Source organism: Speluncibacter jeojiensis (assembly GCF_029589495.1).
In the GTDB taxonomy this organism is placed as follows: domain Bacteria; phylum Actinomycetota; class Actinomycetes; order Mycobacteriales; family Mycobacteriaceae; genus Speluncibacter; species Speluncibacter jeojiensis.
In genome coordinates this window covers 145,892-161,779 of record NZ_JAAIVF010000003.1, presented here as the reverse complement: position 1 = coordinate 161,779, position 15,888 = coordinate 145,892, and the positions used below count along the sequence as shown (strand labels likewise).

The 15,888-nt window shown below is 69.8% G+C and carries 17 protein-coding genes; 8 read left to right on the top strand and 9 right to left on the bottom strand.

Features of this window, described 5'->3' with window-relative positions; all coding sequences use genetic code 11:
- Positions 1–5: 5 nt before the first annotated feature.
- Positions 6–491, bottom strand: a complete 486-nt coding sequence (locus tag G4X40_RS11585; RefSeq protein WP_277832638.1) for a nucleotidyl cyclase domain-containing protein — start codon at positions 489–491, stop codon at positions 6–8.
- Between the two features lie 483 nt (positions 492–974).
- Between G4X40_RS11585 and G4X40_RS11580 the strand changes: the two genes are divergently transcribed.
- Positions 975–1,388 (top strand): ChaB family protein, encoded by a 414-nt coding sequence (locus G4X40_RS11580; protein WP_277832637.1) that lies wholly within the window; start codon positions 975–977, stop codon positions 1,386–1,388.
- 2 nt (positions 1,389–1,390) lie between these two features.
- Here the strand turns inward: G4X40_RS11580 and G4X40_RS11575 are convergent, their stop codons facing one another.
- On the bottom strand, positions 1,391–3,487 hold the full coding sequence (locus tag G4X40_RS11575) for a catalase (RefSeq protein ID WP_277832636.1): 2,097 nt from the start codon (positions 3,485–3,487) through the stop codon (positions 1,391–1,393).
- 222 nt (positions 3,488–3,709) lie between these two features.
- On the opposite strand from G4X40_RS11575, the gene G4X40_RS11570 reads away from it, so the two are divergent.
- Positions 3,710–3,910 carry a hypothetical protein gene (locus tag G4X40_RS11570; RefSeq protein WP_277832635.1) on the top strand — a complete coding sequence of 67 codons (201 nt, stop codon included), beginning with the start codon at positions 3,710–3,712 and terminating at the stop codon, positions 3,908–3,910.
- A gap of 13 nt (positions 3,911–3,923) precedes the next feature.
- Here G4X40_RS11570 and G4X40_RS11565 read toward each other — a convergent pair whose 3' ends face one another.
- Together G4X40_RS11565 and G4X40_RS11560 are read right to left on the bottom strand one after the other, a co-directional pair.
- Positions 3,924–4,286 carry a hypothetical protein gene (locus G4X40_RS11565; RefSeq protein WP_277832634.1) on the bottom strand — a complete coding sequence of 121 codons (363 nt, stop codon included), beginning with the start codon at positions 4,284–4,286 and terminating at the stop codon, positions 3,924–3,926.
- A 20-nt stretch (positions 4,287–4,306) separates the two neighbouring features.
- Positions 4,307–4,972, bottom strand: a complete 666-nt coding sequence (locus G4X40_RS11560; protein WP_277832632.1) for a hypothetical protein — start codon at positions 4,970–4,972, stop codon at positions 4,307–4,309.
- Between the two features lie 142 nt (positions 4,973–5,114).
- Between G4X40_RS11560 and G4X40_RS11555 the strand changes: the two genes are divergently transcribed.
- The 4 genes from G4X40_RS11555 (at position 5,115) to recX (ending at position 8,368) form a co-directional block, all read left to right on the top strand.
- Complete coding sequence (locus G4X40_RS11555; protein WP_277832631.1) at positions 5,115–6,293, top strand: glycosyltransferase; 1,179 nt, start codon at positions 5,115–5,117, stop codon at positions 6,291–6,293.
- Positions 6,294–6,297: 4 nt separating this feature from the next.
- Positions 6,298–6,492, top strand: coding sequence for a DUF3046 domain-containing protein (locus G4X40_RS11550; RefSeq protein ID WP_277832630.1), 195 nt, complete (start codon positions 6,298–6,300; stop codon positions 6,490–6,492).
- A gap of 262 nt (positions 6,493–6,754) precedes the next feature.
- The gene (recA, locus tag G4X40_RS11545; RefSeq protein WP_277832628.1) at positions 6,755–7,795 is read left to right on the top strand and encodes a recombinase RecA; all 1,041 of its coding nucleotides are present in this window, start codon (positions 6,755–6,757) and stop codon (positions 7,793–7,795) included.
- 9 nt (positions 7,796–7,804) lie between these two features.
- Entirely contained in the window at positions 7,805–8,368 is a 564-nt protein-coding gene (gene recX / locus G4X40_RS11540; RefSeq protein ID WP_277832627.1) for a recombination regulator RecX, read from the top strand.
- Positions 8,369–8,414: 46 nt separating this feature from the next.
- Here recX and G4X40_RS11535 read toward each other — a convergent pair whose 3' ends face one another.
- The 4 genes from G4X40_RS11535 to G4X40_RS11520 all read right to left on the bottom strand — a co-directional run bounded on the left by G4X40_RS11535 (position 8,415) and on the right by G4X40_RS11520 (position 11,682).
- Positions 8,415–9,347: an amino acid ABC transporter permease gene (locus tag G4X40_RS11535; RefSeq protein ID WP_277832625.1), complete on the bottom strand. Its 933-nt coding sequence runs from the start codon at positions 9,345–9,347 to the stop codon at positions 8,415–8,417.
- Positions 9,344–10,030: an amino acid ABC transporter permease gene (locus G4X40_RS11530; RefSeq protein WP_277832624.1), complete on the bottom strand. Its 687-nt coding sequence runs from the start codon at positions 10,028–10,030 to the stop codon at positions 9,344–9,346. The genes G4X40_RS11535 and G4X40_RS11530 overlap by 4 nt, the downstream gene beginning before the upstream one ends.
- Positions 10,031–10,092: 62 nt before the next feature.
- Positions 10,093–10,941, bottom strand: coding sequence for a glutamate ABC transporter substrate-binding protein (locus tag G4X40_RS11525; protein ID WP_277832623.1), 849 nt, complete (start codon positions 10,939–10,941; stop codon positions 10,093–10,095).
- A 12-nt stretch (positions 10,942–10,953) separates the two neighbouring features.
- Positions 10,954–11,682: an amino acid ABC transporter ATP-binding protein gene (locus G4X40_RS11520; protein WP_277833066.1), complete on the bottom strand. Its 729-nt coding sequence runs from the start codon at positions 11,680–11,682 to the stop codon at positions 10,954–10,956.
- Positions 11,683–11,893: 211 nt separating this feature from the next.
- On the opposite strand from G4X40_RS11520, the gene miaB reads away from it, so the two are divergent.
- Both miaB and G4X40_RS11510 read left to right on the top strand, forming a co-directional pair.
- Positions 11,894–13,393, top strand: a complete 1,500-nt coding sequence (gene miaB, locus G4X40_RS11515) for a tRNA (N6-isopentenyl adenosine(37)-C2)-methylthiotransferase MiaB (RefSeq protein WP_277832622.1) — start codon at positions 11,894–11,896, stop codon at positions 13,391–13,393.
- On the top strand, positions 13,390–14,199 hold the full coding sequence (locus G4X40_RS11510) for an Rv2732c family membrane protein (RefSeq protein WP_277832621.1): 810 nt from the start codon (positions 13,390–13,392) through the stop codon (positions 14,197–14,199). The genes miaB and G4X40_RS11510 overlap by 4 nt, the downstream gene beginning before the upstream one ends.
- 104 nt (positions 14,200–14,303) lie before the next feature.
- Here the strand turns inward: G4X40_RS11510 and G4X40_RS11505 are convergent, their stop codons facing one another.
- Entirely contained in the window at positions 14,304–15,845 is a 1,542-nt protein-coding gene (locus tag G4X40_RS11505) for a DUF349 domain-containing protein (protein WP_277832620.1), read from the bottom strand.
- Between the last annotated feature and the right edge of the window lie 43 nt (positions 15,846–15,888).

Below are 15,888 nucleotides of genomic sequence, written 5' to 3'. Positions count from 1 at the left end.
AGGCGTCAGACGGGGCCGGGACGGGGCACGGCGATCAGTGTCTCCGCTTCCTCGCGCGAATCCACCACCACGGCGACCGTCGAAGCGAGCGGCCCGGAGAGTTCCTCGGCGACCGCGCGGGCTCGTGACAGCACCCGTGGTCCCGCTCCGCTACACAGCACCGCATACTCGGCCGGGCCCAGACGGCCGAGCACGTCGCGCGGCTCGAGGTGCGCGCGCAGCCGCGCCTCGAGCAGGCGGCCGGTGAGCCGGCGGGCCAGGCGGTCGTCGCGGGGGAGACGGGCCTGCTCGGTCGCCGCATCGGTCAAGCCGATGTGCACGACCGCGACCTGGATCCGCCCCGCCGCGGACCGCTCCACGGCGGTCTCGACCAGTTCGACGAAGCGGGATCGGTCGACGGGTCCGACCGCACCGGGTTGGACGAGATCGCGGCCGTCCCCGGCGGATGGCGGATCGGTCCCCGGGCCGAAGACGTGTCGCTGCGCACTCACAGAAGAGGCACCCACCGGGGTCACGTTACGCCCGCCGCCGCCCGTTTCGGGCCGCTCACAGCAGTCTTTACGGCTTTGCCGTGTGCCCGGATCGCCGCGTCGCCGCGGACCGGCACCGCATCTGCACGGGGTCAGGCACCGGCTCGGGCTCCGGCTGAGGTGGGGCGGGGTCAGGTCCCGGACCCGGCGGGGAGCCGGGCTGCGGACCGTGGGGTACCGGGTCGGGGCTGGGCTCGTTCGGCGTTGGGTGCGGATGGCCCCGGGGCGTGAGGAACTGTGTTCCACGTTCTCGGCTGACCGCGTGTGGTGGTCGATCGGTCCATGGCGTCGTCCTACGTTCGTGGATGTGTACGTCGGCCTTCGTGATACCCGAAGTCCTGCGCGACAAACGAGACACGGCGTCGCCCCACGTCGAGCTGTTTCGTTTCGCCGCTGCCGTGCCGGGTATCCCGCGCCGTGTCCGAACCGAACGGGAGGTTGGTCATGCCCAAGGCAACCAAGGGCGGTCAGGCGAGGCAGAGCGAGCTGCCGAGCACACTGAAGAGGTCCGGCGGCAAGGCGCAGCGCACGTTCGCAAAGGCGCACGATTCGGCGGCCGAGGAGTACGGCAGCGAACAGTGCGCCCACCGCGTCGCCTACGCCGCGCTCAAGCACAGCTTCGAGAAGGTCGGCGACCACTGGGAGCCGAAGGACAAGCGCGGTCCGTCTGATCAGCGCGCCCTCAGCGGCGGCCCGAACGCCTCCGGCAAGTCGGCCGAGGGCGTCGATGCCAATGCGAGCAAGGAACATCTTCTCGGTATCGCGCGCCGCCTCGACATCCATGGACGGTCGACGATGCGGAAGGCCGAGTTGGTCGACGCGATCAAGAAGGAGAACCGGCGAGAGCGCGGAAAGTGATGTCAGGCGGGTACCGACGAGGCGTCCCGGTCCCACACGCGATGGTGTGAGAGCAACTCCAGCAGCTCCTCGGCTATCGGTGCGGGATCGACGGACGCGCTGTCGGGCGCGGTGACCACGCCGGTGACCTTGGTGACCGTGGCGGTGTCGACCGCCGGTAGCCCGGCATGCGCGAGCAACTCGGTGCCCTCGCCCAACGCCGCGATCGGCTTGAGATGACGGTATGCCTCCGCCACGAAATGCGTTGCGTAGCCGTCAGACTGCAGAGTCTCGGTGCTGCCCGCGCCGCCTGCGACGAGCACGGCGTCGTAGAGCACCGAGGCCATGGTGTCGATCGCACGGTCGACGTCGAGCGCCGCACCGTCGGTGGCCTCGAGTTCGCCCTCGTGCGGTCCGAGGATCTCGGTGACGACGCCGCGGTCGTGCAGCAGGGTGATCACCCCGCGCACCGTCTCGGCATCGACCCCGTCGGCCGCGAGCACCGCGACCTTGCGGGTCTGCACTGGGCAGGCTTCGCCGCGGATCTGCGACAACGCGGGCGACCGTTCCTCGGTGGCCGGGCCGTCGGACTTCGGGGCCGGTAGGCCCAGCCCGGCCGCGACCCGCTCGGCCAGCGTCGGGTCGATCCGGCCGAGATGGTCGACGACGCGCACCCGCACCAACTCCTCACGCACCTTGCCCAGCTCGAAGCGGAAGGCCGCGACGATGTGGTCGGCCTCGGGCTCGGTCATGCTGTTCCAGAACAGCGAGCACTGCGAATAATGGTCGGCGAAGCTCTCGCTGCGGCGCCGGATCTTGTGGCCCTCGACCCGCTCGGCGTAGTGGCGGTACGTGTCCTCGTCCGCCATCGCCGGACACCCGCCGCCGATCGAGTTGTCCGAATAGCTGGTGCGGCCCACATGGATCCGCTGCTGGCCGTAGCCGTCACGCTGGTTGGAGACCACGTCGGCGACCGGCCGGTTCACCGGAAGCTGCGAGAAGTTCGGCCCACCGAGCCGGATCAGCTGGGTGTCGAGGTACGAGAAGTTGCGCGCCTGCAGCAGCGGGTCGTTGGTGAAGTCGATGCCGGGCACGACGTTCGCGGTGTGGAAGGCGACCTGCTCGGTCTCGGCAAAGAAGTTGTCGGGATTGCGGTTGAGCACCATGCGTCCGACCGGTCGCACCGGGACCTGTTCCTCCGGGATGATCTTCGTGGCGTCGAGCAGGTCGAAGTCGAACGCGCTCTCGTCCGCCTCGTCGACGAGTTGGACGCCGAGTTCCCACTCGGGGTAATCGCCGCCGGCGATCGCGTCCCACAGGTCGCGGCGGTTGAAGTCCGGGTCCGCGCCCGCGACCTTCTGGCACTCCTCCCAGATCAGCGAGTGCGTGCCCAGTTTCGGCCGCCAGTGGAACTTCACGAACGTGCCGCGCCCCTGCGCGTCGACCAGCCGGAAGGTGTGCACCCCGAAGCCCTGCATCATCCGGTAACTGCGCGGCAGTGCACGGTCGGACATCAGCCACATCACCGTGTGCAGCGTCTCCGGCTGCAGGGACACGAAGTCCCAGAAGGTGTCGTGCGCCGACTGCGCCTGCGGTATCTCGTTGTCCGGCTCCGGCTTCACCGCGTGCACGAGGTCGGGGAACTTGATGCCGTCCTGGATGAAGAACACCGGGAAGTTGTTGCCGACGAGATCGTAGTTGCCCTGCTCGGTGTAGAACTTCGTCGCGAACCCACGTACATCGCGCACCGTGTCCGCCGATCCTCGTGATCCGGCGACGGTCGAGAAGCGCACGAACACCGGGGTTTCGACGTCCGGATCGGTCAGGAACCGGGCGCAGGTGTAGCCGGCCAGCCGGTCGTCGTACGCGCGAAACGTGCCGTAGGCGCCCGCGCCGCGGGCGTGGACCACCCGCTCGGGGATGCGCTCGTGGTCGAAGTGGGTGAGCTTCTCGCGCGTGTGGAAGTCCTCGAGGAGGGTCGGGCCGCGGTCCCCGACGGACAACGAGTTGTCGGTGTCGTCGATGCGGACGCCCTGCTGGGTGGTCAGGTGCCGATCGGACGGGTCGATCCGGTCACCGGCAAGTCGGATGTGCTTCGGATCGTCGGTCTGTCGCGCCATGATGTGCCTTCCCGTGAGCGTCGTCTTGCGGGCCGCCGTGGTCCCGGCGCACCGTGGACAGGCGTTCCCGCCGGGGCGTCCGGGCAAACGTGCGGCCGATATTCGCCCCGGCGCGTCCGCGCGGCCGAGGCGTGCGCCGGTTTACGGGCCGTCCCGAACGGGAAGACCTCCGGTGTTCAGAGTCCTGCCCAGGAGGGGCCGGCACGGTGAGTCGGATCCGAGATGAGAATTCTTTCTGCGGTACTGCTGGTGTGGTTGATCATCGGCGCGGTAGCGGCCGGCCAGCGTGGCTACTACTCGAGTTCCCCGGCCAACTGTGCCGGTGTGGGAACGATCGTGGTGACCATCTTGGCGGGGCCGTTGAACTATGTCGGCGTGAATCCGCAGGTGAAGAATTGCCAGTTGCCCCAGCCGAGCCGGTGAGCACGATGCCGACTCAGTGTTGCGACTCCTCGGCCCAGGCGACGTCCTCGCCGCTGTCGTCGAGCAGCAGAGCGACGGAATCGGCGCCGAGTTCGGCCGTGACCGTGAGCCAATAGGTTTCGTCAGGTGCCCACCCCGCGATGACGCTCGCCGTGCCGGCCTCGACCTCGATCGCGGCGCCCGCAGCGGCCAGGTATCCCGCGACAGTGAGGTGAACGCCCGAGTATTCGTCCGCGAGCCGCGCCCAGTCGGGGACGACCCAGCTGCCGGTCCGGCCGGTCGCCCGGTACCAGTCGTGCCGCTTCTGCGCGGTGACCTCGACGGGGAACCGTCGGCAGAGTGCGGCCCACGCCTGTGCACCGTCGACCTCATACACGCGCGCGTCCGGCGGGAGACTCACCCGGCGAGCGGCGGCGCGTGTCCAGCCCATGCTGTCCTCGACGAACCACAGCTGCGCCGGCGTCCCGTCGAACACCGTCCGCGTCGAACAGAGCACGGGGGTATCGACCACCACTCGGCAGACCAGTTCGCCGCAGGGTTCGTCGGGCGTTCCCGTTCGGCCCGGATCTCCTCGTCGACGACCCGAGCGTGCCAGTCGCGCAGCCGTTCTGCGGCAGTCGAATCCGCAAAGTCGGCGCCGTCGTCTTCCCAGGTCACCGACCACTGGTCGTCCGTCGCAAGCGGCTCCGTCCACCACTGCGACAGCGGCGACCGTGTGATGTGCTCGGCGATCCGTCGGAGCTCGCGCCGCACGGGCTCGGCGGCGGCCAGGAGGTCCTCGCCGTCCGGTTCCTCCCAGTAGCGGGCCGCATCCGTCGCGCCGGTGACCGCCGAGCGCAGCGCCGCCGCGGTCACCTCGGGAAGCGGCACCTCGGCCAGTCGACGGGCCACCTCGCCCGGGGCGACGACGGTCTGGCGAACCTCGTCCGCGCCGGGGCCGAGCAGCGTCACCGAGTCCGGTGCGAGGTGATGGGCGGCGAGGAAGACCGCGGAGCAGAACGCGTCGTCGTTCCACTCCGGGAGCAGCGCCCGCTCGGCCTCCATCGCGTAGGCGAGCAGCATCCGGCGTCCGCGAGGTCCCGCCGTCAACGCGTCCGCCGCCGTCAACCGGCTGCCACCGGGAGCTGCCTGATGGTCATCGTGATCACGCTAGCGGTGGGCGGGCGCCGGTTCGGCCCGGTTCGGGTGATGTGAGACTGAGCGCATGCGAGTTGCCGTCGTCGCCGGACCCGATCCCGGACATGCGTTTCCCGCGATCGCGTTGTGCCTGCGCCTGGTCGACGCGGGCGACGAGGCGGTGCTGATCACCGGCCGGCGCTGGGTGCAGCGGGCGCGGGCCGAGGGGCTCGAGGCGGTCGAGCTGCAAGGCCTGGCGCCGCGAGACGACGACGATGACGCCGATGCGGGCCAGCGCCTGCACGCGCGCGGCGCCCACATCGCGACCGCGCTGCTGCCGGACCTCCGGGCGATCGGTCCGGACCTGGTGGTCTCCGACGTCCTGACCTCCGGGGGTGCGCTGGCCGCCGAACTGGCAGGGATCCGGTGGGTGGAGCTGTCGCCGCATCCGCTGTATCTGCCGTCGCGGGGATTGCCGCCGATCGGCAGCGGACTGGCGCCCGGCGAGGGTTTCGGCGGCCGCATCCGCGACGTGATCATGCGCGCGGCGACCGCCCGGTCGGTACGCCAGGGTGAACGCGAGCGCCGGGAAGCCCGGGTGGGGATCGGTCTGCCGGCCCGCTCACCTGAGCCGGCGGCGCGGCTGATCGCGACGATCCCGGCGCTGGAGGTGCCCCGGCCGGACTGGCCCGACCGCGCGCATCTGATCGGACCGCTGCTGTGGGACCCCGCCGACGGTGAACTGGCGCCGCCGCCGGGCGACGGGCCGCTGGTGATGGTGGCGCCGTCCACCGCCGCCACCGGTGAGCTCGGCATGGTCGACGCGGCGCTCGAGGCGCTCGCGCCGGACCTCGTGGGGCAGCGGTCGGTGCGGATGGTGGTGTCGACGCTGCACGACGGTCCCGCCGACCTGCCCGCCTGGGTGCGCGCCGGTCGGGGACGGCAGGACGCGATGCTCGCGCAGGCGGCGGTGGCGGTGTGCGGGGGTGGGCACGGGATGCTGGCGAAGGCGCTGTCGGCCGGGGTGCCGTGCGTGGTCGTCCCCGGCGGCGGCGACCAGTGGGAGTTGGCGAACCGGGCGGCACGGCAGGGCAGTGCGCTGATCGTGCGGCCGCTCACGGCGCAGTCGCTCGGCGACGCGGTACGCCGTGTGCTGACCGAACCGTCGTTCGCGGACGCCGCACGGGCCGCCGCCGCAACTGCGCGCGACGTGGTCGACCCGGTGCAGGTGTGCCGGGCGGCGGCGGGGGCCGCGACGGTAGGCTGACCGCGTGCGTCTGACCGAGTTCCACGAGCTGATCCGCGAAGAGTTCGGTCAGGTCCGCGGCGATTCGATGCTCCGCGACCATGTGCTGACCAGCTTCGGCGGGCGCACCGGCGCGGAGGCCATCGAGGCCGGCGAGGAACCGCGCGAGGTGTGGCGGGCGCTGTGCTGCGACTTCGACGTGCCACGCGTGCGCTGGTGACATCCTTCTGATCGCGCCCGGTTCCGGCCCCGCCTGCGGCCGTCGCGCGGCGTGTCGGTAGTCCTCGAACAGACGTTCGTCTACACTGTGCGTGTTCGCAGTGATCCGAGTACGGACGGCACGTGAGCCCGGCATCGGAGAACTCGGCAGGAGCACTGGCCGGAACTTGTCGGTACCCGGCTCTAGCGTTAGGGCAAAGCACAGACCAGGCACCGGTCGGCAGCAGGCCGACCCACACAGACTGGGCCGAGAAGGAGACACCATGGCTGCACAGGCACCTGATCGCGACAAGGCGCTCGAGCTCGCGCTCGCGCAGATCGACAAGAACTTCGGCAAGGGTTCGGTGATGCGTCTGGGTGAAGAGGCGCGCCAGCCGATCGCCGTGATCCCGACCGGTTCCATCGCGCTCGACGTGGCGCTCGGCATCGGTGGGCTGCCCCGCGGCCGGATCGTGGAGATCTACGGTCCGGAGTCCTCGGGTAAGACGACGGTCGCGCTGCACGCGGTCGCCAACGCGCAGGCCGCCGGCGGGATCGCGGCGTTCATCGACGCCGAGCACGCGCTGGACCCGGACTACGCCCGCAAGCTCGGTGTCGACACCGACGCGCTGCTCGTCTCCCAGCCGGATACCGGTGAGCAGGCGCTGGAGATCGCCGACATGCTCATCCGCTCCGGGGCACTCGACATCCTGGTCATCGACTCGGTGGCCGCGCTGGTGCCCCGCGCCGAGATCGAGGGCGAGATGGGCGACAGTCACGTCGGTCTGCAGGCCCGCCTGATGAGCCAGGCGCTGCGCAAGATGACCGGCGCGCTGAACAACTCGGGCACCACCGCGATCTTCATCAACCAGCTGCGCGAGAAGATCGGCGTCATGTTCGGCTCGCCCGAGACCACCACCGGTGGAAAGGCGCTGAAGTTCTACTCGTCGGTGCGGCTGGACGTGCGCCGGATCGAGACGCTCAAGGACGGCACCGACGCGGTCGGCAACCGCACCCGCGTCAAGGTCGTGAAGAACAAGGTCTCGCCGCCGTTCAAGCAGGCCGAGTTCGACATCCTCTACGGGCAGGGCATCAGCAAGGAGGGCTCGCTGATCGACATGGGCGTCGAGCACGGGTTCGTCCGCAAGTCCGGCTCCTGGTACACCTACGAGGGCGACCAGCTGGGCCAGGGCAAGGAGAACGCCCGCAAGTACCTGCTGGAGAACCCCGATGTCCGCGACGAGATCGAGAAGAAGATCAAGGAGAAGCTCGGCATCGGCGCTGTTCTGACCAGTGACGAGGACGCCGCGCCGGCCGAGTTCTAGGCCGAGCTCATGACGGTGGCAGGCGAAGGCGCGCACGGCGCCGCGTCGCAGGGGACGGAATCCCAGGAAGCCGCGGCCAAGGAGGCGTGCCTTCGCCTGCTCACCGATCGGGCCCGCAGCCGGACCGAACTGTCGGATCGGCTCGCCAAGAAGGGCTACCCGCCCGTGGTGATCGAGCGGGTCCTCGACCGGCTCGCCGCGGTCGGGCTCGTCGACGACGCCGCGTTCGCCGACCAGTGGGTGCACTCGCGGCACACCTTCTCCGGCCGCGGCAAGCGTGCCCTGGCGATGGAGTTGCGCCGCAAGGGCATCGACGAGCAGACCAGCGCGCGGGCGCTCGAGCAGGTCAGCGCCGACGACGAGCGCGAACGCGCGACCGAACTGGTCCGCAAGAAGCTCGGCCGGATCCCGTCAGTCGCCGACAGGGACGAGCGCGACCGTGTTACGCGCCGGCTCGTCGGCATGCTCGCGCGCCGCGGATATCCGCCGTCGATGGCCTTCGACGTCGTCAAGCAGGAACTCGCAGGGCTGCCCGAGGACGAGGGCCCGGATTTCGACGGCGCGCAGTTCTAGGCAACAGTTCTGGGGTAACACCGGGCACCAGACTGTGTGGGCACGGTCACTTGGACAAGCCGCGGAACCCGGTGTCCTTGACGTCGACCAGGTCGTCGACGCCGGGTACGCCCTCGATCAGGTCGGTGTCGACCGGAGCGACCGGCGGCAGGCCCCGGCTGCGTCGACCGGTGCGCAACCGCTTCTCGAGCCAGGTGGCCAGCGAGGTCAACGCGAAGTTGATCACGATCATGATCACGCCGACCACGACGAGCGCAGCGAAGAAGTTCCGGTAATACGACGCGGCTTGCTGGCCGCTGCGGATCAGCTCCACGTAGCCGATCTGATAGCCCAGCGCGGAGTCCTTCAATGCGACGACCATCTGCGAGACCAGCGCGGGCAGCATCGCGCTGACCGCCTGCGGCAGCAGGATGAGCCGCATCGTCTGGCTCTTGCGCATGCCCAGCGCGGAGGCCGCCTCGGCCTGGCCCTTCGGCAGTGACTGGATGCCGGCCCGCAGGATCTCGGCCATCACCGAGCCGTTGTACAACGTCAGGCCGACGATCACCGCGGCCAACGCCAACTGCTCGGACGGGAACACGCCGTACTGGGCGAACGCCTGGTACGCGAAGATCATCAGGATCAGCACCGGGATGGCCCGGAACAGTTCGACGAACGCGCCGCTGATCCACCGCACCCACCGGTGATCGGAGAGCCGGCCGATGCCGAGCACCGCGCCGAGGATCAACGCCAGCACGATCGAGACCGCCGCGGCGACCAGCGTGCCTTTCAGACCGGGCAGCAGGTATGTCGTCCACGTGTAGTGGATCGTGAACGGCTCCCACTTGGCCCACTCCAGCTGGCCGTTGTCGGCGAGCGTGGAGATCACGTACGCGGCGACCGCGATCAGCACCAGCCCGAAGACGACGGCGATGATCCGGTTCCGCACGCGTGCCCGGGGGCCGGGCAGGTCGTAGAGAACACTCGCTTGCTCACTCATCGCTTCACCGCCAGGCGCTTGCCGAGATAGCCGAACAGGAACCCGACGGGCAGCGTCAGCACCATGAACCCGACGGCGAAGATCGCGAACACGAGGAACAGCTGATCGGCCTCGTTCTCGATCATCGTCTTCATCAACAGCGACGCCTCCGCCACGCCGATCGTCGAGGCGATCGTGGTGTTCTTCGTCAGCGCGATCAACACGCTGCCCAACGGTGCGACGACCGCGCGGAACGCCTGTGGCAGCACGATCATCCGCAGGCTCTGCCCGAACGTCAGCCCCAACGACCGGGCGGCCTCGGCCTGACCGAGCGGCACCGTGTTGATGCCCGCGCGCAGCGACTCGCACACGAACGCCGCGGTGTAGACGATGAAACCGAGCACGGCGAGCCGGAAGTTGTTGTCGTCGATGAACGTGGGGTCGCTCTCCGGCGCCAGCGCAAGCCCGAGGTTCTGGTAGAGCCCTACCGAGCAGAACACGATGATCAGTGTCAGCGGCGTGTTGCGCACGATGTTCACGTACCAGCTGCCGAACAGCCGCAGGATCGGGACCGGCGAGACGCGCATCGCGGCGAGCAGCGTGCCCCAGATCACCGAGCCGATCGCGGCCCAGAACGTGAGCTGGATCGTGATCCAGAATGCGCTGCCCAGCTGGCTGCCGTAGGTGTCGAACAGATGCCCCATGGTCACCTCCTTCGGGACTGTGCGTGAGTTGCGGGGCCCCGCAACTCACGCACGGCGGTTGGTCAGTAGCGGTCGACGGTCGGCGGCGGGGGCAGCGGATAGCCCGACTTGCCCATCGTCTTCTCCAGCGCGGCATGCCAGGCGCCGGAGGAGATCATCTGCTCGATCGCGTCGTTGATCTTGTTTCGGCCGGCGGTGTCGCCCTTCGCCAGACCCACGCCGTACTTCTCGACGGTGAACGGCTTGCCGACCAGCTTGAACTCGCCCGGATACTGCGCGGCGTAGCCGGCCAGGATGATGTCGTCGGTGGTCAGTGCGTCGACCTTGCCGCGGTGCAGTGCCTCGACGCACGACGAGTAGCTGTCGAACTGTTGCGGCTGCACCTTCGGGAACGCCTTCTTGATCTTCTGCGCCGGCGTCGACCCGGCGACCGAGCACAACTTCTTGCCCGGCTGCTCGAGCGATTCGGGCCCGGTGATCGAGTTGTCGTCGGCGCGCACCAGCAGGCCCTGGCCGGCGATGTAGTACGGACCCGCGAAGTCGACGACCTTCTTGCGGCTGTCGGTGATCGAATAGGTGCCGACGATGTAGTCGACCTCGCCGTTCTTGATCAGCGTCTCGCGCTGCGACGACGGCGCTTCCTTCCAGGTGATCCCGCCGGGCGGTACGCCGAGATACTTCGCGATGTACTCGGCGACCTCGACGTCGAATCCGGTCATGGTCTTGTCCGGCTCACGTAGCCCCAGGCCGGGCTGGTCGAACTTGGTGCCGATGATCAGGTGCCCGGCCTTCGCGTCCTGCAGCACGCTGCGCGGTTCGCTGCTGCCGCAGCCGGCCAGCGTGACGACGGCGACGACCAGCAGCGCGACCGCGGACAGGTACTTGCGTGCGCGCACTCGGGTGACTCGCATCTCGAATACCCCTCAGTGCCCGAGGATCTTGCTCAGGAAGTCCTTGGCACGATCCGAGCTGGGTGCGGTGAAGAAGGTCTCCGGATCGGTGTCCTCGACGATGACGCCGTCGGCCATGAAGATGATCCGGTCGGCGGCCTTGCGCGCGAAGCCCATCTCGTGGGTGACGACGATCATCGTCATGCCCTCCTTGGCCAGGCCGACCATCACGTCGAGCACCTCGCCCACCATCTCCGGGTCGAGCGCCGAGGTCGGCTCGTCGAACAGCATCACCTTCGGCTCCATCGCCAGGGATCGGGCGATCGCCACCCGCTGCTGCTGGCCGCCGGAGAGCTGCCCGGGATACTTGTCCGCCTGATTCGCGATGCCCACCCGGTCGAGCAGCGCCTCGGCGTGGCGGCGTGCCTCGGCCTTGCGCAGCTTGCGGACCTTCATCGGCGCGAGCATCACGTTCTCGATCACCGTCTTGTGGGCGAACAGGTTGAACTGCTGGAACACCATGCCCACCTCGGAGCGCAACGTCGCCAGCGCGCGACCCTCGGCCGGCAGCGGCCGACCGTCCACCGCGATGGTCCCGGAGTCGATCGGCTCGAGCCGGTTGATGGTGCGGCACAGCGTCGACTTGCCCGAACCGGACGGTCCGAGCATGACGACGACCTGGCCGGCGGGGACCTCGAGGCTGATGTCCCGCAGCACGTGCAGGCTCCCGTAGTGCTTGTTGACCGACGCCATCGAGATCATCGACGTGGCGCCGGAACGCACGCCCGGCTCCGGTGCCGGTGCGGCGTGCTGCGGCTGTGTCATAGCGATAAACCCTAGGCGGTGCAATGGTGAGACGCGACACACACCCGCGGCGGGTGTCGGCGTCGACGCGCTGGTGTCGACGCCCCGCCGAGTCGGGCGGAGTCGCGGCGATGCCGGGGCACTGCGGCCGAGGTCGTACCCTGGACCGGTGGACCAGACCCGCAGCTACCAGGTGCGCACCTACGGGTGCCAGATGAACGTGCACGACTCCGAACGGCTGGCGGGACTGCTCGAAGACGCCGGTTACGTCCAGGCGGCCGACGGGCAGGACGCGGATCTGGTCGTGTTCAACACGTGCGCGGTCCGCGAGAACGCCGACAACAAGCTCTACGGCAACCTCGGGCACCTGCGGCCGGCCAAGGACGCGAACCCGAACATGCAGATCGCCGTCGGCGGATGCCTGGCGCAGAAGGACCGTGACACGGTCGTCAAGAAGGCGCCGTGGGTCGACGTCGTGTTCGGCACCCACAACATCGGGTCGCTGCCGGTGCTGCTCGAACGCGCCCGGCACAACCAGCAGGCCGAGGTCGAGATCCTCGACGCGCTCGAGGTCTTCCCGTCCGCGCTGCCCGCCAAGCGTGACTCCGCCTACTCCGGCTGGGTGTCGATCTCGGTGGGCTGCAACAACACCTGCACCTTCTGCATCGTGCCGTCGCTGCGCGGCAAGGAGGTCGATCGCCGTCCCGGCGACATCCTCGCCGAGGTGCAGGCGCTCGTGGACCAGGGCGTGCTCGAGGTGACGCTGCTCGGCCAGAACGTCAACTCGTACGGAGTCTCGTTTGCCGACCCCGGTCAGGAACGCGACCGCGGGGCCTTCGCGAAGCTGCTGCGCGCGTGCGGCGAGATCGACGGACTCGAGCGGGTCCGGTTCACCTCGCCGCACCCGGCCGAGTTCACCGACGACGTCATCGAGGCGATGGCGCAGACCCCGAACGTGTGCCCGCAGTTGCACATGCCGCTGCAGTCCGGGTCGGACCGCGTGCTCAAGGCGATGCGCCGCTCGTACCGCAGCGCGAAGTTCCTCGGCATCATCGAGAAGGTGCGCGCCGCGATGCCGCACGCCGCGATCACCACCGACATCATCGTCGGCTTCCCCGGCGAGACCGAGGAGGACTTCCAGGGCACCCTCGACGTCGTCCGGCAGGCGCGGTTCACCAGTGCGTTCACCTTCCAGTACTCCAAGCGGCCCGGCACCCCGGCGGCCGACATGGGCGAGCAGGTACCCAAAGAGGTCGTGCAGGAACGCTACGACCGGCTGATCGCGCTGCAGGAGCAGATCACCCTCGAGGGCAACCGCGAGCTGGTCGGCACCGAGGTCGAGTTGCTGGTCGCCGCCGGGGAGGGTCGCAAGGACGCGGCGACCGCGCGGATGAGCGGTCGGGCACGCGACGGCCGGTTGGTGCACTTCCGGCCCGAGGGCCCGGCCGACGGCGACATCCGGCCCGGCGATGTCGTCACCACCGTGATCACCGACGCGGCCCCGCACCATCTGATCGCCGACTCGGGCATACTGCGGCACCGTCGCACGCCCGCGGGCGACTCGTTCGAACGCGGCATCACCCCGAAGACCGCACCAGTGGGGGTCGGTCTCGGACTACCTGGGATCGGCGCGCCCGCGCCGGAACCCGTCACAGGATGTGGGAAATGACCAACGAACCGACCACCGGAGCAGACGCGAACGGTTCCACCGACGACCGCGCGGAGGCGGTGCTCTCGACCGTCCGCAAGGATTTCGAGGATGCCGAACGCAAGATCGCCGGCGAGATCGATCCGGGCATCCGCGCGGTGGTCATCGCGGTGCTGGTGCTGCTGCTGCTCGGCACGTTCTCCTTGACCCACACCGGCGGGGCCAGCGGCTGGGACGTGCTCTCGGGTGATTCGAGCGCGGTCGCCGAGTCGATCTCGATCGCCTCGCGGGTGTTCGTCTGGATGGCGCTGGTGTTCGGCGTGGTCGGCTCGATGCTGGCGCTGGTGACCCGGCGCTGGGCCATCGCGTGGGCGGCGGTCGCCGGCACCGCGACGACCTGCATCCTCGGCATGCTCGCGATCTGGTCGCGGCTGACCCCGAACCGCAACACGTCGTCGGCGGGGCCGGCGGTCGGATCGGCGGGGGCGCCGTCCGGCGGTCAGCCGGTCAGCACCGGCACGTCGGTGCATTCCGTCGACGTGTCCGGGCCCGGTATCGGCCTGATCCTCGCGGTGATCATCCTGGTGCTGCTGACCTTCTACTGGATCCGGGTGGTGTGGGCCCGCAGCGCCTCGCAGATGGTCGCCGCCGAGGAGCGCCGCAGCCACGCCGACGCGCAGGAGCAGCGCGTGCTCGACCAGATGCGCCGTTCGTCGGCCTCGGCCCGGCGGTTGCGGCAGAACGCCACGGACGAGGGCGCGGAGGTCGGGGACACCGCAGACAAGGGTGCAGTGGACAAGAGCGCAGCGCCGGGGGACACGGCATAGCATCGCGGGCGTCCTGCGTCACACGACAAGAGTCATAGAGAAAGGGGAGCCGCCGGCAGTGCCGGCGGCTCCCTTACTTCTACGACGGGAATGCGGTCGCTGTCTCAGCGTTCGCTGACCGCTCCCTCGGCCGCGTCGGCCCACTCGCGCCACTGCTGTGCCTGCGCGAGCGCGTCCTTGGCGTCCTTCGGCTTGCCGGCGGCCTCCGCCTTCTCGGCCTGCGCCTCGAACTGCAGCACCCGTTCGCGGAACTGGGCGGCGCGGGCGATCGCCTCGGGGTCGGATCGACGCCACTGCGAGTCGACCGCCTCACGCACGCGCTGTTCGATCGTGCGCAGTCTGCCTTCGAGTTCGTGCATGCGTTCACGTGGAACCTTGCCGATCTCATCCCAGCGTTCCTGGAGCAGCCGCAAGGCGGTGCGGGCAGCCTCGAGGTCGGCGCCCGGGTCGATGCGCTGCGCATCGGCCAGCAGCGTCTCCTTGGCGCGGGCGTTCTCCTCGAACTCGGCGTCGCGCTCCGAGTTGGCGGCGTTGCGGGCGCCGAAGAACACGTCCTGCGCGGCCTTGAACCGCTTCCACAGCGCATCGTCGGTGTCGCGGGGCGCGCGCCCGGCGACCTTCCACTCGGCCATCAGGTCGCGGAACGCGCCGGCGGTCGGACCCCAGTCGGTCGACGCCGACAGCTCCTCGGCGCGGGTGACGAGCTCCTCCTTGCGCACCTTCGCGCTGGCCCGCTCGCGGTCCAGCTCGGCGAAGTGCGCGCCGCGGCGGCGGTTGAACGCCTCGCGGGCCTTCGAGTAGCGGCGCCACAGCTGATCGTCGGTCTTGCGGTCGATCCCGCGGATCGTCTTCCACTCGTCGAGGATCTCGCGCAGCCGGTCGCCGGCCGCCTTCCACTGGGTGGACTCGGCGCCGATCAGCTCCGCCTCGGCGGCGAGCTTCTCCTTCCGGGCGATGTGGGAGGCGCGGGCGTTCTCCTTGCGTGCCTTCGCCTCCTCTTCGGCGTGCTCGGAACCTTCGACGATCCGGTCCAACCGGGTGGCGAGCGCATCGATGTCGCCGATGACCGCGGCCTCGTCGAGCGACTCGCGCAGGGTCACCGCCGCGGCGCGGGTCTTGCGCGCGTCGCCGGCGCCGGAATCGAGCCGGATCTCGAGCAGCTCGACCTCGGTGGCCAGGTCGTCATAGCGACGGGCGAAGTGCGCGAGGCCCTCGGCGGCGTCGCCGGCCTGCCACTCGCCGACCTTGCGCTCACCGTCGGCGGTGCGGACCCACGCGGTGCCGTCCTCGTCGACATGGCCGAACTTGGCCGGGTCGGTGCCGCACAGGTGCACGGCCGCGCCGTGCGGATGCACACCGGGTTTCGGCGCCGCCGGCTTCGGGGCATCCGCGTGGTGCGCATCCGCGTGGTGCGCATCCGTGTGGTGCGCACCTGTGGGCTGCGGGGGGCCGGGTGTCTCGGCGGAAGGAGCGGCGGGCTTGGGAGCGCTGGGCCTGGGGGCGCCCGGTTTGGGAGCACCCGGTTTGGGCGCGCCGGGCTTGGGTGCGCCGGCCTGGGGGGCGCCCGGGTGCGGAGTACCGGCTGCCGCGGGCAGGCCCGGGTTCGGGGTGGGCTGCCCGTTCGATGGGGCGTTGCTCTCGGTCATGGTTCCTCGTCTCTGCCGCGCGACACGGCCGCCGTCCTGCCCG